The sequence below is a fragment of the Hwangdonia seohaensis genome (assembly GCF_031932625.1).
Lineage (GTDB): Bacteria > Bacteroidota > Bacteroidia > Flavobacteriales > Flavobacteriaceae > Hwangdonia > Hwangdonia seohaensis.
Genome location: NZ_JAVSCK010000005.1, coordinates 307,217 through 329,073, shown reverse-complemented (window position 1 = coordinate 329,073; position 21,857 = coordinate 307,217). Strand labels below are relative to the sequence as shown.

Below are 21,857 nucleotides of genomic sequence, written 5' to 3'. Positions count from 1 at the left end.
CTTTTTTATTAGAGTGAAACTTGATATTATGTGATTTTTTTTAAAATGAATTTTATTTTTGGAGGCATATTATTAATACATGCACTCATTCATTTAATGGGCTTTGCAAAAGCATTTCAGTTGGCCAACATAAATCAATTAACCCAAAGCATTTCTAAGCCAATAGGAATGCTTTGGTTTTTTACGGCCCTACTGTTTGTGCTTTCAGCAGTGTTGTTTTTCATGAAAAAAGAATGGTGGTTTGTTGTGGCTTTGGTTGCGCTAATCATTTCACAAATTCTAATTATTCTATTGTGGAAAGATGCGAAATATGGTACCATCCCGAATATTATTATTTTGATAGTGAGCATATCGGCGTTTGGCAATTATCAGTTCCAAAGCATGGTTGAAAAAGAATCAAAGCAAATACTGCAACATAGCCCAATTGATAACCTGCCTATAATTTCTGATAACGATATAAAACATTTACCTGAAATGGTTCGAAAGTGGTTGCAAACCTCTGGGGTTGTTGGAAACGAAAAAATAATTACTGTGCGTTTGAAACAAAAAGGTGAAATGCGAACGAAGCCTGAAAGTAAGTGGATGCCTTTTACAGCGACACAGCATTTTAATGTTGAAAATCCCGCATTTATTTGGACAACCAAAGTCAATGCCATGCCAATAATAAATATGACAGGTCGCGATAAACTGTACGCGGGCGAAGGCGACATGCTAATTAAGTTGGCATCAATTTTCCCCGTTGTAAATGAAGGTAAAAACACCAAAATAAACCAAGGTGCCATGGTTCGGTATTTGGCCGAAATGTGTTGGTTTCCTTCGGCGGTTTTAAATGATTATATCGTTTGGAAACCTGTTGATAGTTCTTCCGCGAAAGCGACATTAACCATAAACGACCAAAGTGTTTCGGGCGTATTTACATTTTCAAAAGAAGGCGATTTGGTATCCTTTGAAGCAGAACGCTATTATAGCGGTAAAGACAATTCAAAACTTGAAAAATGGTTTGTAAAAATGGATGGCTACAAAGTGTTTAATGGTGTTAAAATCCCAAATAAAAGCAGTGTTACTTGGCTATTAAAGGAAGGTGATTTTAATTGGTTAAACCTTGAAATTACAGAATTGGAATATAATATTTTCACGACTTATTGATTGAATTTCAACCTTAAGAAATTACGAATAACTTTTAAAAACAGTATATAACCGCAGCTTTACTAGACAATAAAAAAGCCTATCAAATACATGATAGGCTTCTCATTTAAAGAAAAAATTTGAGTTAGTCGTTCTTCTTTTTTCCTTCTAATTTATTTACTGAATCGTACATAATCGGTGTTGCAATAAACAGCGATGAATACGTACCCACTATAACACCTACAATTAAGGCAAACATAAAGCCTCGAATTGAATCGCCACCAAAAATAAAGATGGATAACAACACTACTAACGTTGTTAACGATGTATTTAGTGTTCTACTTAAAGTACTGCTTAATGACACGTTTACTACTTTATCGAATTTCCAAGAAGTATGCTCGTTAAAAAACTCACGAATTCTATCGAATACTACCACGGTATCGTTTAACGAGTAACCAATAACCGTTAATATGGCGGCGATAAAAGCTTGGTCTATTTCCATACTAAACGGCATGAATTTATAGGTTAGCGAGAATACCCCCAATACAATAAGTACATCGTGGAAAACCGCTGCTACCGCACCCAATGAGTACTGCCATTTTTTAAATCGGAATAAGATATAAAGGAACACTACTATTAGCGAGCCCAATACAGCCCAAACCGAGGCTTGTTTAATATCGTCGGCAATGGTTGGAGATACTTTGTAAGATTCAAGTAATCCAACTTGTTTGTTCACATCGTTTAAATCTAAAAACTTCTCATATGATATACCTTCTAAATAAGGAACAAGTCCATCATATAAAGCCTTTCTAATTTCTTCGTCAACCTCAGATCCTGTTTCGTTAACCTTGTATTTGGTGGTTATTTTTAATTGATTGGCACTACCAAAAGTTTTAGCATCTGCACTTCCAAAAATTTCTGGTTGTGAAAGTACATCGGTAATTTCTGAAGCACTAACATCCTGTGCAAAACGCACTTGATAGGTTCTACCTCCAACAAAATCGACACCTTGATCTAAGCTATTTGTAAACAACGAACCTAAACTTACCACAATGAATACAGCAGAAACCATATAAGCTACCTTACGTTTCTTTAAGAATTCAATACTAATGTTTCTGAAAAGATTTTTAGTTAATGCGGTTGAGAAATCCAGTTTTCCGCCTTTGTTAATATACCAGTCTACCAATAATCTGGTGATAAAAATAGCCGTAAATAACGATGTACCAATACCAATTAATAAGGTAGTTGCGAATCCTTTAATAGGCCCTGTTCCAAAAATAAATAAGATTAAGGCCGTTAAACCGGTTGTAATATTGGCATCTAAAATAGAAGACAAAGCGTTACTAAATCCATCTTGAATAGCTTCTTTTTGTCCTTTACCTTTAACTATTTCCTCTCGAATACGCTCAAAGATAAGCACGTTCGCATCAACCGACATACCAATAGTTAACACAATACCAGCAATACCCGGTAAAGTTAGTACGGCACCTAAACCAGATAAAATACCAAAGATTAATAAGATGTTTAAAACCATGGCGATATCTGCAAATCCACCTGCTTTTCCGTAATAGAAAATCATCCAAAGCAATACCAATGCCAAGGCAATCATAAACGATTTGGTACCACTATCAATGGCTTCTTGACCCAATGATGGCCCAACAACTTCACTTGAAATGATATCTGCCGATGCCGGTAATTTACCAGCACGCAGTACGTTTGCTAAATCTATGGCTTCGTTTAATGTAAAATCTCCAGAAATTGAAGAGCTTCCTCCGGCAATTGGCCCTGTAGTTACACCTGGGGCAGAATACACAATATTATCTAAAACAATGGCAATTTGACTGCCTTGATTAAATGCATTCCCCGTCATTTCTTCCCAAACCTTAGCGCCTTTGGAATTCATTTGCATAGACACTTCAGATTTTCCCGTTGGTCCAAATTGGTTACGCGCATCGGTTACAACGGCACCACTTAATGGCGGCACGTTTTCTCTGTTACCCACTAAAGCGTATAAATCTACCAGCTCGCTATTTTTATCTGGTTTGCCAAAAGCAAATTTTGCGTAACGGTGTTCTGCTGGCAATAAAGCTCTTACTTGTGGTAGGTTTAAATAATTTAAAACGGTTTCTTTATCTTTTAATTCGAAACTTGCAATTACCGGTCCGCCTTGGTAACCTTGACCTTTAATTAGATCGAATATTGGATTTACACTTGAAACAGCAGTCGAATCGGTTTCAGCTTCACCCAAAAGGGCATCAATTTGCGAGTCTTCAGCGTTTTCTTCATCTTGAGGCTCTACCTCTTCATCAGTCACATCAACTTTAACAATGTCTTTTAAAACCTCGTTGGCCTGTACTAAAAACGGGAAAAACTGTTCCCCTTTATAAGCATCCCAAAACTCTAATTGTGCCGTACTTTGTAATAATCCTGTAGCACGCTCAACATCTTTAACACCTGGCAATTCCACTAAAATACGACCAGAATTCCCTAAACGTTGAATGTTTGGCGAGGTTACACCAAACTCGTCAATACGCTTACGCAATACTTCAAAAGCTGATACTATCGACTCGTCTATTTTTGTTTCTATAATGCTTTTAACATCACTATCTGTCATACTTCCATTAATCTCACCATCTAAAGCTTTGGTGTAAAATATGTCTGGAGACGCTAATTTGGTATCGCCTTTAATTTTATCAAATGCTATAAAGAAATCTTCTAAATAGGTATTTTGACTGTTTTTTTGAAGCTCGGTAGCATCGTCCAATGCCTTATTAAAAACCGGATCTTTGGTATTGTTGGCCAATCCTTTTAAAATATCCTTAACCGATACTTGTAAGATTACGTTTATACCACCTTTTAAATCCAAACCAAGATTCATGGCTTTTTGCTTCACATCGTTATACGTGAATTTTGCAATACCGATATTATAAACGGTATCATTAGCTATGGACTCTAGGTAGTTTGCTTCTTCATCACTTCTTTTTTCCCTGAAATCTTCCTCGGTATCTGGAATTTTATTTATAGCGATTTCTTGGGCTTGACTCTCAATTTGATTGGCTTTAAATGTGAATGATAATTGGTAAATACTTACCAAACCAAACAAGAGCGCAAATAATTTTACTAATCCTTTATTTTGCATTTTGTAATTTTTTGTGTCTTAGTTTCCCGCTTTATTCATTGATTCTAAATTCATAATTATGGTATTTATGAATCTCCGATTTTGTGGGAATGACAAGTTTAATGATTCACAAGGTTTTACCTTGTTCAAAAATTGTTTTTATTTTAAAACGAGCAAATATAGAATTTTCTCGTAGGATTTAACAATTTTATATTTTAATAATTTTGTTAGCTTTTTGTACTGAAACCGGTTTGGTGCCAGTTGTTTATAAAAGCTGTTTTTTTGAAGTAATTTAAGCTAAAGGTCCCGCTCTAACTTCGGGGATTTTGTGTGACGTATTATCTATTGCAATGGCAATATTGTAATGTGTTTTATAGGCTACTTTTTCGCCGCTTTCATTCACATCAAAAGCATTGATAAAAGCATATAAATTTGGATTTGATAATCTTTTGCTTTCGGGTTTTAACTCAACAACCGAAGTCCCGTTTAAATCCCATGGCGCATCGTGCCCGTTTTGGATTTCATAAACATCGAGTTTATAGCTAACGGTGTTTTCATCAAAAGGAAGCTTTGAAGAATCTTCGTTTTCATTGTTTAAAGCAGCATCTAAAATGAGGTTCTTTTCTTTTGAAAAGGTCTTTTTAATACTCGCAACATCGGCATCACTGTGATACGTGATTTTTAGCTTACCGCCTTCTTCTTCCTTTATTTGAATATTGCTAACACCTAAATCCTGCAATTGCTGTTTTACAATAGCAATGGTTTTTTGTGATTCATCGGGTGTTATGGAAGCATCTGTAAATTGAAGAACAATTTCTTGATTTGGCACAATAGTTTGCTGCTGCGAAAAAGCACCAAACAAGGTGATAATAACTATTAAAGCACTAAAGTACCATTTTGAATTCATGCGCCAAATATAATAATAAAAGACTGTATTTCTACAGTCTTTATTATAAAATCTAATTTGTAATATTAAAGTTTACAATTCCAGTAAACCATTTGTTTTCTTAACGCCTTCGGCACTTTGTTGCATATGTGTTTTTTCAGCATCGCTTAACGGAATATCCACTATTTTTTCAATTCCGTTCTTGCCTAAAATCACCGGTACACCAATGCATAAATCGCTTAAACCGTATTCACCTTCCAATAAGGTTGAACAAGGGAACATTTTCTTTTGGTCGCAAGCAATGGCTTGTACCAATCCGGAAACTGCTGCACCTGGTGCATACCAAGCCGACGTACCTAATAATTTGGTTAAAGTAGCACCACCAACTTTAGTGTCTTCTTTTACTTGATTTAGTCTATCGTCAGATAAAAACTCAGAAACCTTAACACTATTTCGTGTGGCGTGCGATGTTAATGGCACCATGCCGGTATCGCTATGACCGCCTATAACCATGCCGTCTACATCGCTAATTGGAGCTTCTAAAGCTTCGGCTAATCTGTATTTAAAACGTGCGGAATCTAAGGCGCCGCCCATGCCTATAATTCTGTTTTTTGGTAAATTTGTTGTTTTATGAACCAAATACGTCATCGTATCCATTGGGTTACTCACCACAATAATAATGGTGTTTGGAGAGTGCTCAATTAAACTGGATGAAACCGATTTTACAATACCGGCATTAATACCAATTAATTCTTCGCGAGTCATTCCCGGCTTACGCGGAATACCCGAAGTTATGACACAAATATCGCTATTTGCCGTTTTGCTATAATCGTTTGTGATGCCTGTAATTTTGGTATCGAACCCGTTTAAAGATGCACACTGCATTAAATCCATCGCTTTACCTTCGGCATAGCCTTCTTTAATGTCTAATAATACAACTTCAGAAGCAAAGTTTTTAATCGCAATGTACTCTGCGCAACTAGCCCCTACTGCCCCTGCTCCAACTACTGTAACTTTCATAAAATTATTTTTTTAAAAGATTTGTGATATGTTATAAATTCTAGCCAAAAGTCATCATTTATTTTGATTTAAAACATGACTATTGTTTGTTTTACCGCTAAAAATTTTGGTTAACAAAAGTATGAATTAAAATGCTGTAAACGAAAAAAGTGCAAGATTAAAATCCTGCACTTTTAACGCAACTAATTATATAAACTAACTAAAACATAAATTATTTGAATATTAAATCATTCATTTATATGAAAATGAATTTAAAAAACCATTATCTAAATCCGAAATTTAAACCTACTGAAAAGGCATTAAATTCGGCTAAATGGTATTCGGCATTTAATCTGAAAAAGCCTAATTTCAATTTGGTACCAATCGTTCCCCTAACAGACGATGCTTCACTTGATACTGAAAAAGGATCGGTTATGGTTTGAGAAAATAATGGCCCATTTGAAACGGTATAACTTCCTAATAAATCCGATTCCGATTTACCTTTTATATACCCTAAACCGCCGTAAAAATTGATTACGGGCAATTTGGTTGATGCTATTAATTGGAACAACCACGTATTTGTATCATTTTCTATACGTTGATTACTACCGCTAATTCCGGTAGATCCAGATATATCATAAGTACCATCTAAATGGGTATAAGCTACCAAACCTGAAATGGCTACGGGCAGTAATTTATCGGCAGGCAACCATTTGGTAAACTCCATTTGCAATCCAGCGCCATACATGCTAATATCTACATCATCAGTATTAATTTTGGGCACAAAACGCGCTTTCAACTCAATACCTTTACTGAGTCCAATGGCACCTTGAATAAAGGCAGTTGGCAATAGGTTTGCCGTATCTGAACCAATGCCACTAGGTAAGGTTATGGTTTCCTGTTGAGGCCCTAAAATCGGGTCGTCATAAGTAACTACTATATCAATATCCGGTTCGTTTTCCCCTAAAGCAGTTGCCACAGATTTTGATGTTGAAGCATCTGTAAATGACACCACAAAATCTTGATCTGGGTCGTTATTGTAATCTGCAATATTCATTAAAAACGATTTGTGCTCATTCTGTATGGTTGAAGCATTGGCGATTATTGAAATTTCAAAACCTCCAAGTGGTTTGGCGTCTGCCGTATTAAACCAACCAGCATTCATGCTGTGCATTAAACCATCTGTTCCCGACATTAAATAATCGTTGGCAAAACGTTCTGCGTTTTTTACACCTGCGGCAAGAAGCGCATCTAAATCATTTTGAGCTTTTGAAGTAATTGTTGCTATACAAAACAACATAAGTAGAGTTAACTTTTTCATTTTATTTTAAGATTTGGGTTTGACAAAAATATAAAAAACATCGAATAAAACAACATTTAATCGTAAAAATAATACGTTTTATCGATTTTTTAATATGGATTCGCTATTCTAAAAATTGATTCTAAAACTTAAATTGGGCGTTAAACCAAGTGATTTATTATCAATTTGTATGGCTGAATTTGAATCTTCAGGGTGCACTTCGTAATACCTATTGATGCTATTTTCTTTATTCGTTACATTAATAACTCCTAAACTTATAGCTCCGTTAGATGTGTTTGTTATATTAAAATTATATTTTAAGGAAACATCCAATCGGATAAAATCATCTAAGTTTTCATTATTCGGAAGGTCGTAATTTACAACCGTATTATTGCCATTTTGTATGGTTTCATTCCCTTCAACGGGTTTTGTATATGGCGCACCAGACCTCCAAATACCACCTATGGATACTTTTAAATCATCCCTAATATCATAATTAAAGGCCATGGACATCGAATGCCTGACATCCACATTGTTTGGAAAAACGGAGGGCGTTATACTTTCAAATTCATAATCATTAACACTGTAGGTATAACTCACCCAAGCACTATAGGATTCAGCCGTTTTATTCATTAAAAACTCAACACCCTTTACAGCATAGCTTCCAGCGGCATTTATATATTGAAAATTATTATAAAAACCTTGGTTGGATGCGGTTATCCCATCAACTAGTTTATAAAACCCTTCAACATCAATTACGAAATTGTTTTGATTAAACTCGAAACCGAAAGACCCTTGTTTACTTTCAGAAATAGGAATCGAACTGTTATTTGCCAAAATCCAGCGGCGGTTTTCAACGCCTAAAAAATCATCTTGAAAATCGATAATCTGTGTGGCAGATTGGTTTTTAAATTCACCTTGTAACTTTAATGCAAAGCGATTATTTAGTTTTTGTCTAACATTTAGCCTGGGCTCAATAATCATTTTATTGAATTTCTGAAAATAATTCCCCCGAACACCCAACCTCAAATACGTATTGTGTTTATTAAATTCTATTTCACTAAAAAGCGCATGGTTGAGCAACACGTCCTTTTTGGTTTTATCGTAAGACGGTGCGCTAACCGTGGTTTCGTTCAAAATGCCTATTTCACTGAATTGATAGCCATTTAAAACATTCAGATTATCATTAATCTTAAAATTGGTTTTAAGCTTTACTCCCGTTTCAAGAACTTCGTTTGCTTGGGTTAATTTTTGATCGGTTTCAATTCTATAATCAACAGCATCCACATTATATTTTGAATAAAAAGCATTGATTTCAGTTGAAAATTTAGCATGCCACTTCGCGTTCCAGTTTGCACCAGCGCCCAAGTTTTGTTGCTTTAAATTACTGGTTTTTGAATCTGTTTCATCATCGGAATTGGTATAACTTTCAGTATAATCCAAGTTATTGTTTATGCCAATAATGTTAGCCCTAAATTTATGATTCTCATTAAAATCGAAAAGCAATTTAGCGGTATAGTCGTAAAAGAAAAAATCGGACGATTTGTTACTCTCGCTTATGTTATCGCTATTTGTGGTGAGCTCGCTATCTTGAAAACTGCGTTCAAAATACGTATCGTAAGTCGGTGTACTGAAAACATCGGTAAAAGAGCGCCTACCCGATATATGAACGGCCAGTTTTTTACTTAATGGTATTTCCAAAAAAGCATCGGCATGTATTAAATTAGCGCCTACGCCGCCTTTAAAGCCTTCATTTATCTTGTTTTTTGTAGACATATTAATGGTGCTGGACACGCCATCGCTAAACTCGCTTGAGGTTCCGTTTTTGGTCACCGAAACTTGGTTTGTTAAATACGGGTTGTAAGCTGAGATAAGCCCGAAAAAATGCCCCGAATGATACATTTTAATATTATCCCAAAGTATGAGGTTTTGGTCGTTTGTACCCCCACGAACATTAATGTTTGCGATACTTTCATTAATGCTTTCAACACCTGGTAAAGCTTGAATGGATTGCATAATATCCGGTTCTGCGAGCCCGGGTAAAATACCAAACTTTTCGGTATTTAAAATCGTGCTACCATCAATGCGTTTTTGTAAACCTGTGGTTAAAAATTTGGTGATTAGAATCTGATTGAGTGCTTCACTTTTAACTTGCATTTCTATGGTTTTACACGTGTTATTTAACAACATTAAATCCGCAGCTTTAAACACCTGTGTTTCAAATCCTAAAAAAGAAATAATTATCGATTTATTGACATCTACTTCATTCAAAGTAAAACTGCCTTCTATATCTGTGATAACACCATTTGTAGAATTTTCAATTAAAACCGAAGCCCCAGGCAAAGGTTCTTTAGTTTTTTCTGAAACCAAAACACCACAAATAGCAATGGTTTTGTTAATTGTGGAAACCGTGATATAGCGCTCGTTAAGAAACTTAAAATTTAAAAGTGTGGTAGCGTTTAAATTTTCAATGATTTGTTTTAATGTGTCTGATTTGTTTGGTATATCTACCAAAACATTACTAACATCATCTATCGAATAGGAAAACTTGACATCAAATTGATTTTCTAATTGCTGTAATACATCTAATAACGGTAGTTTTTCTTGTGCTTGTAAACCAAAAGAAAAGCAGCAATAGACAGAACATAAAACGATGAAGTGTTTAGTTTTTGTCATAGTTATATAACTCAACTTTATTACCGTTTATTTTGTAACTTAATTTAAGCGGAATGGTTACAGATTGTAATGCTATATTTTTATCGGTGTGTGTAAAACTACCTGAAAATGTTTTGGCAACATCTACTTTTGATGCATCAATGATTATATCGTATTGAATTTCCAATTCGTTAACAATTTGCCAAAGCGGTACATTATCAAACGAAGATTCCTTGGCTAACCACGATGGTGTTTCTGCGTTAAAATCCTTGGCCAATACAATTTGGTTATTTACAACCCTAAACGTTTTCCCTGGGATTAATATCGTTTTTTCTTTGTTGTGTGTAACACTTACAGAACCTTCGTAGCATTGTACTTCAAAATAATTCGGGCGTTTTTTTACATTAAATTGTGTGCCTAAAACTTGAATGCTTCCGGCGTTTGTATTAACGGTGAATTTTTCGCCTTTGGTTACCTTAAAAAAAGCTTCGCCATTTAAATCAAGACTTCGGCTTTTTTTCCAAGTTTTTTTATTGAAAGACAGTTTGGACTGTGCATTTAAAATTACCTGAGAATCATCAGGTAGATTAAAAGTTTCTGTTTGTGCAATAGCTGTTGAATAGGATTTTGTATTGTTAAAGAATAAAAAATAGGACGACGTAAGCATAACCACCAAAATGGCAGCCACCTTTAAAAATGATTTGAAATTTAAGGGAATAACTTTAGATTCTTTCTTTTTAAAAGATTTAGTTTTAAAATCTGCTAAAGCCTTTTGTGCATCTACTTTAGGCACATCAATTTGTTTGGCATAAAAGGCAGTTTTTACCAATGCAGAAAAGTCTTCGTCGGGATACAGCTTTTTAATCTCCGCGGTAGAGATGTCACCATCAAACCATTTTAATATGTCGTTTTCTTTATTCATTTTTTGTCTTTTATACAATTAAGACACCTATATATAAGTTTACCCTACCCGAGTTAAATATTTTCTATATGTGCTCTTAAAATTTTTAGTGCGCCAGACATTCTTTTTTCAACTGCTTTTTGAGAGATTTCTAGCATTTCTGCTATTTCTCGATACTTTTTACCGTCTATTCTGTTTAATAAAAACACCTCGCGTTGCGCTTCTGATAGTAAAGCTATGGCGTTTTGCAACTTAGTTTTAAACTCTTCTTCCTCTAATAAATATTCTGGACTCTCATTGGTTTTATCAATGTAAGGTGCAGCTTTGGCGTATTCCAAAACCACTTTATTATGCTTTACTTTATTTAAAAACAAATTATTAACGGTGGTAAACAAATACGTTTTTGCCTTTGTAAAATCAATTTTAGAGCAGTTTTCCCATATTTTAGAAAAGGCGTCCTGCACCAAATCCAGGGCATTATCCTTATCTCCACATTTATAGTATGCAAAATTACTGGCATGCTGAATGTGCTCTAAATAAAAGGCATTAAAGTGGGTTTCTTCACAAAGTTTGGAGCTATTGGTTGCCATGTTTAAAGCAGATTGTTCAATATTTATAATTTAAAAAACAATCACAAAAGTAGTATAAAATTATGTTTTGAACCCCATAAAACTTACGCAAATTATATATACACAAGCTTTAAACAATTACACAAAACACTAAAAAAACAAAATTATTAAAATTTAAGTAGGGTAAATTTAAAAAGGATTGTCTTAAGTACAGAAAGCGAAAAAATCGCAAAAAAGAAAAATATTAAAACCCAAAATTTATTATCATGAAAACTTTAAAATTTATTACTGCAATCTTATTACTGAGCTTTATAGGATTTACTTCTTGTCAAGATCAAGATGACCATCTAAACGAAGAAAACCCCAATGCCAATGCTGCCAACTCACAAACGGCCAAACAACTAAAACAATCGTCTATGCACAACGGTAGTTTTGACGACCTTTTAGATGGTGTATCTTGCTCCTCTATTTTACTACCAGTTACCGCCACTGTTAATGGCACCGAAGTTCATGTAGTTAATGAATCTGATTACGAAACTGTAATTGATATTTTATCAGAATACAACAATGATGAAGATGAAGTTATATTACATTTCCCATTATCGGTTAAACTTAGTAACTATACCGAGGTTGAAATAACTAATCAAATTGAGTACGACGCCTTAATATCGGCATGTAATCAAGCAGAAGGCACCACTAACGAGGCTATAAACTGTTTAGGTATTAACTTTCCTATTACTGTTTTCTCGTACAATTTAAACTTCGTACAAACAGGCAGTGTAGTAATAGAGTCTGAAAAGGCTTTATACACGTACATGACTAACTTTGGTAACGATGAGTATTTCGCAGTAAACTACCCCATTACAGCGACATTAAATAGCGATACTTTGGTAACTATTACAAGTGATTTAGAATTGCAGTCAAAAATTTCAGACTGTATTGCAACAGAAGACGAAGAAGAGCAAGCTGAAGAAAATGCTAAAACCTTAGAAACTATTTTAGTTGAAGGCGCTTTTAAAGTAGAATCTTTTATTGACTCTAGCGTTGAAAAAGCAAATGATTACGCCAACTACACAATTGAATTCGCTGGCAACTTAACGTGTACTGCTCAAAATAAAGCAGATACTACCATCAATGCCGTTCAAGGAACCTACAATGTAGCCTCTAAAACAGAAGTATTTGTTAACTTAACCTTCTCCGGAAACGCTTCTTTTGAGTTACTAAACAACAATTGGGAAGTAACAAGTTTTTCACAAAGCTCCATCTCTTTACAAAGCACAACAAATGCAGCAGTAACTTTAATTTTAGCCCAAATATAGTTAAGTTTGCATTTGTGACTTATGTTATGAAACAGCTGCCTTAATTCAAGACAGCTGTTTTTTTTAAGCTTATAAACATGCTAAAAGAAGATTAAAATAAAAAAACATTAATTTAAAGTAGGGTAAATTTAAATGTAGTTGTCTTATTTATAGAAAGGCGAAACATTCGCCAAAAAATAAAAAAATTCAAACACAAAAAATAGTATTATGAAAACCTTAAAATTATTTACAGCAATCTTATTTCTTTCATTTTTAGGATTAACCTCTTGTCAAGATGAAATTGATAGTGAAAATGGTCAAAATCCAAATACCAATTCCCCAAACTCTGAAACTGCAAGTAACCTAGAGCGTTCCTCGATGCACGATGGCAGTTTTGATGACTTTTTAGATGGCATTTCATGCTCATCAATAATATTGCCTGTTACAGCCACTATTAACGGCACAGAATTAACCATTGTTAGCGAAGCGCAATTCGATTTGGTATTAAGTATTTTAGGAGAATTTATTAACGATAATGACACCATTGAATTTCAATTTCCGCTATCAGTAATGACGAGCAATTACACCGAAGTTCAAATAGCCAATCAAACCGAATACGATGCCCTTTTAAACGCTTGTGAGCAAGCCGAACAACAAGGTGAGGCCGCTATTAATTGTTTAGACATCGATTTTCCTATAACCATTCTAACCTACAACTTAAATTTAGAGCAAACAGGTAGCGTGGTTATAGAATCTGAACAACAGTTATATACCTACATGGATAACTTAGAAAGCAATGATAGATTTGCTATCAACTATCCAATAACGGCAACTGTTAATGGAGATACCGTTGTAGAAATTGCTAGTGATTTGGATTTAAAAACTCAATTTACAGATTGTTTAGCTACTGATGACATTAAAGATGAAGCCGAAGAAAACGCTAAATCCCTAGAAACCATTTTAGTTGAAGGCGCTTTTAAAGTTGAATCGTTTGTAGTTGCCGGTGTCGATACCGCAAATGATTATGCAAACTATTCTATAGATTTTGCCAACGATTTAACCTGCTTAGCAAAACACACGGTAAATGCAACCATTAGCGATGTTGAAGGGACATACGCTGTAACATCAGAGCTTGAAGTATTCTTAAATTTAACTTTTACGGGTAATGCTACTTTCGAATTATTAAACCATACTTGGGAAGTTACAAGCTACTCGCAAAGTTCTATCTCTCTGCAAAGCACAACAAATGCCGGAATAACTCTAGTGTTAGCCCAAATATAAAACTAGATTGGCATTTGTTACGTATGTTATGGTAAAACAGCTGCTAAAATTTAGCAGCTGTTTTTAAAATATAAACAACAATTATTTTCAATATGAAGTACAGATTTTTAATAGCACTTTTGCTCATTCTTTTTTTAAATGCGTGTTCTAAAGAAGAAATCACGAATCAAGACCCCAATAATGGAGGCACAGAATCGAACAAAGTTGCAAACCAAAAATCAACGGGAGCTTCGGCCAACGATCTTTTATCCAGCAACACCTTTAAAAGTATGGTTATCGAGCTTGTTTATGTAGACGGTTTTGAACCTTCAGAAACTTCGGTAAATAATTTAAAGTCTTTTATTGAAACGCGAACCTTTAAGCCCCAAGGCATTACAGTTGAAAAAAGAGCCATTGCACCAACAGGTAAAGCCAAATACAGTACTGAGGATATAATACGTATTGAAGAATCCAAAAGAACAAAATACAACACCAACAATCAAATTGCGGTTTGGGCATTTTTTGCAGACGGCGAATCAAACAAAAATACCGAAAACGGTGTTGTTTTAGGTACTGCCTACCGAAACACCTCATTTGTTATTTTTCAAGAAACCATTGAAGATTTAAGCAATAGTGCTTTTGAACCCAACAGAAGTGTTTTAGAAACAACGGTTATTACACATGAATTCGGACATATTTTGGGGTTAACAAATCTAGGAACAGCAATGGTGACCAACCACGAAGACAGCTCACATCCTAAACATTGTAACGTTGAAAGCTGTTTAATGTACTGGTCTGCCGAAACCGGCGATGGTTTGTCCAATTTAATTGGAAGCAGCAAAGCACCCGAATTAGATGCCCAATGTATTGCCGATTTACAAGCCAATGGCGGAAAATAAAATATCAAGAAAACTATTAACCCTACAAACAATGAAAAACACATTTTTAACATTAAGCTTAATTTTTACAACTTTATTTAGCTTGCAAGCACAAGAAAACAATAGCAATAACAATTCCAACGCAGGGATAAAATTTGGCTACAACCTAGCTGCTGTAAGTTTTGATGGCGATACCGAAACCGGTCAGCGTCACGCGTTTCATTTAGGCTTTTATGGCGAATCGTTTTTAAGCGAAAGTGCGGCCCTTCAAGTTGAATTTTTATACTCACAACAAGGCTACGAACTTAGAGATAATGGCGGCACATTTACCCAAAAATTAGATTATTTAAATCTTCCGTTATCATTAAAACTATATCCAAGCGAAAGTTTCTTTTTAGAAGCGGGCCCACAAATAGGTTTAGCGATTTCACATAAGGAAGAATTTGATAGTAACTTTGGACTATTTGATACCTCTCAAGAATTTGAACCTAATACACTCGATTGGGGTTTTAACTTTGGAGGCGGCTTTAAAACAAGTTCGGGCGTATCATTGGGCGTAAGATATCATCTCGGAATGGGCGAAGTATACGACGAAGGAAGTCCGCAAAACAGGGTATGGCAATTCTCCATAGGGTTTGATTTTTAATCCTCAATAAAAAAAGCTGTCTAAAAAAAATTAGGCAGCTTTTTTTTTAACAATTCAATGATCTAAAAATAATAGAATTGAAGGTAGGGTAAAAAACTTTAGGGTTGTCTTATTTATGAAAGCACCTGTAAAGTGCATTTATTAAATTTTAAAATTAAAAGTTATGACCTTATTTAAATCAATAGTATTAATAGCAGCGTTAAGTTTTTCATTTGCAATTCAAGCCCAGGAAGCTGAGGTTTCGAATGAAACAAAGATGGATAAAAAATCCTATTATCAGAAAAGGGCTCAAGAAGACGCTAAATTCGAGCAAGAGTTTAGTGCCAAAACTGAAGCCGAGGAAGAGGCATTTTGGAAAGAACAAAAAGCTTATGAAAAAGATTTAAAAAGAAGAGACAGAAAAGCACACAAAGCTTATATGAAGGGAAAGCGAGATGCCTATGCCGAACATTATGAGCATTGCAACCACCATTGTCATCATAGTGATTATTATTACCATCATGCCACGGTTTATTATTATAGGTACGATGGGCACTACTCTCACAGATACCCTAGAAGAAACACCGTGACCACAAGAATAAACGTAAGTACTCCAAGGATTGGTTTGGGATTAGGGATTTAAACAAGCATTTTAATTAATCCTAAAACACCTCAATCATATCCATAAAAAATGTCGCTTAAATTAAGCGACATTTTTAATTCTATAAATAAATATTAATTATGCGTCAATATTAGCATAAATAGCATTCTTCTCTATAAATTCTCTACGTGGTGGTACTTCATCACCCATTAACATTGAGAAAATTCGATCTGCCTCTGTACCGTTATCGATTTGAACTAAACGCATGGTTCTAAACTCAGGATTCATGGTGGTATCCCAAAGTTGCTCAGCGTTCATTTCACCAAGACCTTTATAACGTTGAATTTTTGAACCGTCTCCAAATTCTTCAACAATCTCATCGCGTTCTTTATCAGACCAAGCATATTGCTTCTTTGCTCCTCTTTTAACTAAATATAACGGAGGTGTTGCAATATAGATATGATTATTCTCTATCAATTCCTTCATATACCTAAAGAAGAACGTTAAAATTAAGGTGGCAATGTGGCTACCGTCAATATCGGCATCACACATAATCACAACTTTATGGTAACGTAATTTTGAAAGGTTAAGCGCTTTACTGTCTTCTTCTGTTCCAATGGTAACCCCTAAAGCTGTAAAGATGTTTTTAATCTCTTCATTTTCAAACACTTTATGAGTCATGGCTTTTTCAACATTCAAGATTTTTCCACGCAACGGAAGAATGGCTTGAAAAGCTCTATCTCTACCTTGTTTAGCCGTTCCACCTGCCGAATCACCCTCAACTAAAAACACTTCACATTTTGCAGGATCTTGCTCGGAGCAATCACTTAATTTCCCAGGCAAACCACCAATGCTCATTACGGTTTTACGCTGCACCATTTCTCGGGCCTTTTGAGCTGCATGACGTGCTTGAGCTGCCAAAATCACCTTTTGTACAATGATTTTAGCATCATCGGGATGTTCTTCCAAATAATCGGTTAACATTTCAGAAACAGCTTGACTAACAGATGCTGAAACTTCACGGTTACCTAATTTGGTTTTTGTTTGTCCTTCAAATTGTGGTTCTTGAACTTTTACCGAAATAATGGCTGTTAACCCCTCACGGAAATCATCACCGGCTATATCAAATTTCAATTTATCAAGCATCCCAGATTCATCGGCATACTTTTTAAGGGTATGGGTCAATCCGCGACGGAAACCCGATAAATGCGTTCCACCTTCGTGTGTGTTAATATTGTTTACATAAGAATGCAGATTTTCAGCATACGATGTATTATAAATCATGGCCACCTCAACAGGCACGCCATTTTTTTCACCTTCAAAAGCTATAACCTTATTAATCAATGGCTCGCGGTTTCCATCTAAAAACTTGATAAATTCCTTTAGACCTTCTTCAGAATGAAATGTTTCGCCTTCAAATTCGCCATCATCTTTTTTATGTCGTCTATCTATTAAATGAATAGTTATTCCTTTGTTAAGATAAGCCAGTTCGCGCATTCTACTTGCCAAAGTATCGTAGCTATATTCTAGTGTTTGTGTAAAAATGCTTGGATCTGGCTTAAAGGTTACTGTAGTTCCTCTTTTATCGGTTTCACCAACCTTTTTAACAGGATACATAGGTTTCCCTTTTTCGTATTCCTGTTCCCAAATTTCACCTTTTCTATAGACGGTTGCTTTTAAATGTATGGATAATGCGTTAACACAACTTACACCAACACCGTGCAATCCTCCGGAAACTTTATAAGAATCTTTATCGAATTTTCCACCGGCACCAATTTTGGTCATTACAACCTCAAGTGCGGAAACGCCTTCTTTTTTATGTAAATCTATTGGAATACCACGACCATCATCTTCTGTAGTAATGGAGTTATCCTCGTTTATGGTTACTGTAATATTATCGCAATGACCTGCTAAAGCTTCATCAATTGAGTTGTCTACAACCTCATAAACCAAATGGTGCAAACCTCTGGTGCCAGTGTCTCCAATATACATGGAAGGACGCATGCGCACATGCTCCATACCTTCTAAAGCCTGAATACTGTCTGCCGAATAATTGTCCTTATTAAATTCTTCTCTTTTTTCGCTCATATGATATTATTTATAAACTTTTTCTAATTATTTTTTACACAAAAAAAGATGCTATTTAGCATCCTTTTGAATACAAACAAATATACGAAATTACAAAGCCTTTAAAAAGCATTTTAACGAGTTTGTTTAATAATTATCAACAATTGTTAATTACTCAAAACGCTCTTAAATCGCTTAAAAAGCACCTTAAAATTGATTTTGATGGTTTTTCAATCTTTTGTAAATAATAAAATTTACAAATCCTTTTAAATCGCATATTTTTAGATTTTATCATTTAAAAAAAGACCAACAAAAAATGCTAGTCTTTACTTATATAACAAAATAACCGATTACTATTTAGTAAGCATCATCATGCACTTTTGCAACTGCTCTACCCGACGGGTCGTTCATATTCTTAAAAGCCTCATCCCATTCCAAAGCTATTTTTGTGCTACAGGCCACACTTGGTTCTTGTGGCACACTTAATGCGGCAGCATCACTCGGAAAATGTCCTTCAAAAATGGTTCTGTAATAATACTCTTCTTTGTTTATTGGCGTTTGAATTGGGTAACGGTATTTCGCATTCTCCATTTGCTCGTCGGATACTTCTTTTTCAACCAACTCTTTCAAGGTATCAATCCAACTGTAACCTACACCATCGCTAAACTGTTCTTTCTGTCTCCATGCCACGCTTTCTGGAATCATGTCTTCAAACGCTTTACGAATCACCCATTTCTCCATGCGCTCTCCGTTAATCATTTTATCTTCTGGGTTGATGCGCATCGCCACATCAATAAACTCTTTATCTAAAAATGGCACGCGCCCCTCAATTCCCCAAGCTGCCAAACTCTTGTTGGCCCGTAAACAATCATACATGTGTAACTTGCTTAATTTACGCACGGTTTCTTCGTGAAATTCTCTAGCATTTGGTGCTTTATGGAAGTATAAATAACCTCCAAAAATCTCATCGGCACCTTCACCGGATAATACCATTTTAATGCCCATGGATTTAATAACCCGCGCCATTAAGTACATTGGTGTTGACGAACGTATGGTAGTAATATCGTACGTTTCAATGTTATAAATAACATCCTTAATCGCATCCAAACCTTCTTGAATGGTGAACTTTATTTCGTGGTGCACGGTACCAATATGGTCCGCTACTTTTTTTGCTGCGGCTAAATCTGGCGAACCTTCCAAACCTACAGAGAATGAGTGCAATTGCGGCCACCATGCTTTTTCTTTATCGTCAGCTTCAATACGTCTTTCAGAATACTTTTTAGCAATTGCCGATGTTACCGAAGAATCCAATCCTCCCGAAAGTAAAACACCATAAGGCACATCGCTCATTAATTGTCTGTGTACGGCATCTTCCAAAGCTTGTTTTACTTCTGCTATGCTGGTTTCGTTGTCTTTAACTGCATCATATTCCGTCCATTCCCTGTTGTACCATTTTACAAACTCGCCGTCTTTACTTCTTAAATAATGCCCTGGAGGAAATAATTCAATTTTTGTACAAACACCTTCCAAAGCCTTTAATTCTGAAGCAACATAAAACGTTCCGTGTTTATCCCAACCGATATATAATGGAATAATGCCCATGTGATCTCTGGCCACAAAGTATTCGTCTTTTTCTACATCGTAAATAGCAAATCCGAAAATACCGTTCATTTCATCAATAAAATCAACGCCTTTTTCTCTATACAATGCTAAAATCACCTCGCAATCGCTTTCGGTTTGAAAGCTGTACTTGCCATCAAACTGCTTGCGTAATTCACGATGGTTATAAATCTCACCGTTTGCGGCAAGTATCAGTTTTTTGTCTTCGCTAAATAAGGGTTGTTTTCCCGAAGCCGGATCAACAATGGCCAAACGCTCGTGAGCTAAAATGGCTTTATCATCGCTATAAATACCGCTCCAATCTGGTCCGCGATGACGAATAGTTTTAGACATTTCTAATATTTGAGATCTTAAATCTTCAGCCTTCTGTTTTAAATCGAATGCACATACAATTCCACACATAATCTTTATCTTTATCTTTATAATATATTTTATTCTAATTAACGGTACAAAAATGCCATTATAGTTTTATTATAAAAACACAAAGTGTAAAATTGGTTATAATTTGAAACCAAGTATTTGTTATTAATATAAATATGAAACTATATTGATGAATTTCTAAAAGATATTCTTGAAGATTGTAAACTTTAACATACCGGAACGACTTTTATAAAAATATTAAGACAATATCGCATTACCTTTAAATCATTCTAAAAACCTAAAAAACATTATGAAAAAATCAACACTTATTACAACCATTGCTTTTGCATTTGTTATGCTGTTAACCACTAATGTGAATGCTCAAAAATTTAGTAAATTGGATAAAAGCCCAATGGATGCCGCGGCATTTCCAACGGATTACAAAGATTCGAACAAATTAATTAAGATTGTTTATAGCAGACCGCAACTTAATGGAAGGGACTTAGCCACTTTGGCTCCAAACGGAAAAGTATGGCGAACCGGAGCTAATGAAGCGGCAGAATTAACGCTTTATACCGATATGAAATTAGGCAGCACTACCGTAAAAGCTGGAACGTACACGTTTTATGTGATTCCTGGTGAAAAAGAATGGACTGCCATTATTAGTACCGACTTAAATGTTTGGGGTTCTTATTTTTATAATGAAGCCAATGATGTAGCGCGTTTATCGGTACCAACATCGACTGGAGAATCTTTAGAGGCTTTCTCAATTGCTTTTGATGAAGCCGACAACGGTGTAAATATGCATTTGGGTTGGGGCACCGCGAGAGTAACGGTTCCGTTTACTAAATAAGACGCTCGCAAGACTTTAGACAAAATTAAATGTTCCAATAGTTTTTATACCATTGGAACATTTTTTATTTAATCCTGAATTTAAGGAATATTCAAATATTTATGGGTTTGCAACGATACTTTCCATTTGGGGTTTTTCATAACATACTCTACTATTTCCGGCACCACTTTGTCGCGTTTGCTCCACTCGGGCTGTAAATATAAAATACAGTCTTTATTTACTTTGGCCGCTTGTTCTTCCGCAAAACGAAAATCGTCTTTATTGTAAACAATCACTTTAAGTTCGTGGGCCTTTTCATAAACCTCTTTGGTTGGCAATTTTAATTTCTTTGGAGACAAGCAAATCCAATCCCAAGTGCCCGTTAGTTTATAGGCACCCGAGGTTTCAATATGCGTTTGCAAGCCTTCAGCCTTCAGCCTATCGGTTAAAAGCGTCATGTCCCAAGTTAATGGTTCGCCACCGGTTATTACAATGGTATCGCTGTATTTTTTTGCGTTTTCCACAATTTTGAGAGTGTCGGTTGGCGGGTGTAAATTGGCATTCCAACTTTCTTTTACATCGCACCAATGGCAACCTACATCGCAGCCTCCAATGCGAATAAAATAAGCCGCAGTGCCCTTATGATAGCCTTCGCCTTGAATGGTATAAAACTCTTCCATTAAGGGCAGCATTTCGCCTTTGTCAACTAATAATTGTGTTTTTTTATCCATAGCAAGTATTACAACGGACAAAGATACACATT

The 21,857-nt window shown here is 35.3% G+C and carries 17 protein-coding genes; 7 read left to right on the top strand and 10 right to left on the bottom strand.

Features of this window, described 5'->3' with window-relative positions; translation table 11 throughout:
• The first annotated feature begins 45 nt into the window (after window positions 1-45).
• Entirely contained in the window at window positions 46-1,146 is a 1,101-nt protein-coding gene (locus RNZ47_RS15955) for a DUF6920 family protein (protein WP_311942768.1), read from the top strand.
• Window positions 1,147-1,270: 124 nt separating this feature from the next.
• Here RNZ47_RS15955 and secDF read toward each other — a convergent pair whose 3' ends face one another.
• The 7 genes from secDF to RNZ47_RS15920 form a co-directional block, all read right to left on the bottom strand.
• Window positions 1,271-4,264 (bottom strand): protein translocase subunit SecDF, encoded by a 2,994-nt coding sequence (gene secDF, locus RNZ47_RS15950; RefSeq protein WP_311942765.1) that lies wholly within the window; start codon window positions 4,262-4,264, stop codon window positions 1,271-1,273.
• 271 nt (window positions 4,265-4,535) lie between these two features.
• The gene (locus RNZ47_RS15945; RefSeq protein ID WP_311942761.1) at window positions 4,536-5,150 is read right to left on the bottom strand and encodes a hypothetical protein; all 615 of its coding nucleotides are present in this window, start codon (window positions 5,148-5,150) and stop codon (window positions 4,536-4,538) included.
• A gap of 72 nt (window positions 5,151-5,222) precedes the next feature.
• Complete coding sequence (gene mdh, locus RNZ47_RS15940; protein ID WP_311942757.1) at window positions 5,223-6,149, bottom strand: malate dehydrogenase; 927 nt, start codon at window positions 6,147-6,149, stop codon at window positions 5,223-5,225.
• Window positions 6,150-6,411: 262 nt separating this feature from the next.
• On the bottom strand, window positions 6,412-7,449 hold the full coding sequence (locus tag RNZ47_RS15935) for a DUF6588 family protein (RefSeq protein WP_311942753.1): 1,038 nt from the start codon (window positions 7,447-7,449) through the stop codon (window positions 6,412-6,414).
• Window positions 7,450-7,557: 108 nt separating this feature from the next.
• Window positions 7,558-10,104, bottom strand: a complete 2,547-nt coding sequence (locus RNZ47_RS15930; RefSeq protein ID WP_311942750.1) for a TonB-dependent receptor plug domain-containing protein — start codon at window positions 10,102-10,104, stop codon at window positions 7,558-7,560.
• Window positions 10,091-11,005, bottom strand: a complete 915-nt coding sequence (locus RNZ47_RS15925) for a FecR family protein (RefSeq protein ID WP_311942747.1) — start codon at window positions 11,003-11,005, stop codon at window positions 10,091-10,093. Before RNZ47_RS15925 ends, RNZ47_RS15930 begins: the two co-directional genes overlap by 14 nt.
• Before the next feature lie 53 nt (window positions 11,006-11,058).
• Complete coding sequence (locus tag RNZ47_RS15920; RefSeq protein WP_311942744.1) at window positions 11,059-11,574, bottom strand: RNA polymerase sigma factor; 516 nt, start codon at window positions 11,572-11,574, stop codon at window positions 11,059-11,061.
• Between the two features lie 245 nt (window positions 11,575-11,819).
• Between RNZ47_RS15920 and RNZ47_RS15915 the strand changes: the two genes are divergently transcribed.
• The 5 genes from RNZ47_RS15915 to RNZ47_RS15895 all read left to right on the top strand — a co-directional run bounded on the left by RNZ47_RS15915 (window position 11,820) and on the right by RNZ47_RS15895 (window position 16,257).
• Window positions 11,820-12,872, top strand: coding sequence for a hypothetical protein (locus RNZ47_RS15915; protein ID WP_311942741.1), 1,053 nt, complete (start codon window positions 11,820-11,822; stop codon window positions 12,870-12,872).
• 207 nt (window positions 12,873-13,079) lie between these two features.
• Window positions 13,080-14,132, top strand: coding sequence for a hypothetical protein (locus RNZ47_RS15910; RefSeq protein WP_311942738.1), 1,053 nt, complete (start codon window positions 13,080-13,082; stop codon window positions 14,130-14,132).
• 92 nt (window positions 14,133-14,224) lie between these two features.
• Complete coding sequence (locus RNZ47_RS15905) at window positions 14,225-15,010, top strand: zinc metalloprotease (protein WP_311942735.1); 786 nt, start codon at window positions 14,225-14,227, stop codon at window positions 15,008-15,010.
• Window positions 15,011-15,041: 31 nt separating this feature from the next.
• Window positions 15,042-15,635 (top strand): porin family protein, encoded by a 594-nt coding sequence (locus RNZ47_RS15900; protein ID WP_311942731.1) that lies wholly within the window; start codon window positions 15,042-15,044, stop codon window positions 15,633-15,635.
• Between the two features lie 163 nt (window positions 15,636-15,798).
• The gene (locus RNZ47_RS15895) at window positions 15,799-16,257 is read left to right on the top strand and encodes a hypothetical protein (protein ID WP_311942726.1); all 459 of its coding nucleotides are present in this window, start codon (window positions 15,799-15,801) and stop codon (window positions 16,255-16,257) included.
• A 96-nt stretch (window positions 16,258-16,353) separates the two neighbouring features.
• On the opposite strand, the gene gyrB is transcribed toward RNZ47_RS15895, so the two are convergent.
• Window positions 16,354-18,303: a DNA topoisomerase (ATP-hydrolyzing) subunit B gene (gene gyrB / locus RNZ47_RS15890; protein WP_311942722.1), complete on the bottom strand. Its 1,950-nt coding sequence runs from the start codon at window positions 18,301-18,303 to the stop codon at window positions 16,354-16,356.
• Between the two features lie 336 nt (window positions 18,304-18,639).
• The gene (asnB, locus tag RNZ47_RS15885) at window positions 18,640-20,304 is read right to left on the bottom strand and encodes an asparagine synthase B (RefSeq protein WP_311942719.1); all 1,665 of its coding nucleotides are present in this window, start codon (window positions 20,302-20,304) and stop codon (window positions 18,640-18,642) included.
• A gap of 268 nt (window positions 20,305-20,572) precedes the next feature.
• Between asnB and RNZ47_RS15880 the strand changes: the two genes are divergently transcribed.
• Window positions 20,573-21,115 (top strand): DUF2911 domain-containing protein, encoded by a 543-nt coding sequence (locus tag RNZ47_RS15880; RefSeq protein ID WP_311942716.1) that lies wholly within the window; start codon window positions 20,573-20,575, stop codon window positions 21,113-21,115.
• A gap of 80 nt (window positions 21,116-21,195) precedes the next feature.
• Here the strand turns inward: RNZ47_RS15880 and RNZ47_RS15875 are convergent, their stop codons facing one another.
• Window positions 21,196-21,825, bottom strand: coding sequence for a 7-carboxy-7-deazaguanine synthase QueE (locus RNZ47_RS15875; protein ID WP_311942711.1), 630 nt, complete (start codon window positions 21,823-21,825; stop codon window positions 21,196-21,198).
• Window positions 21,826-21,857: the final 32 nt, after the last annotated feature.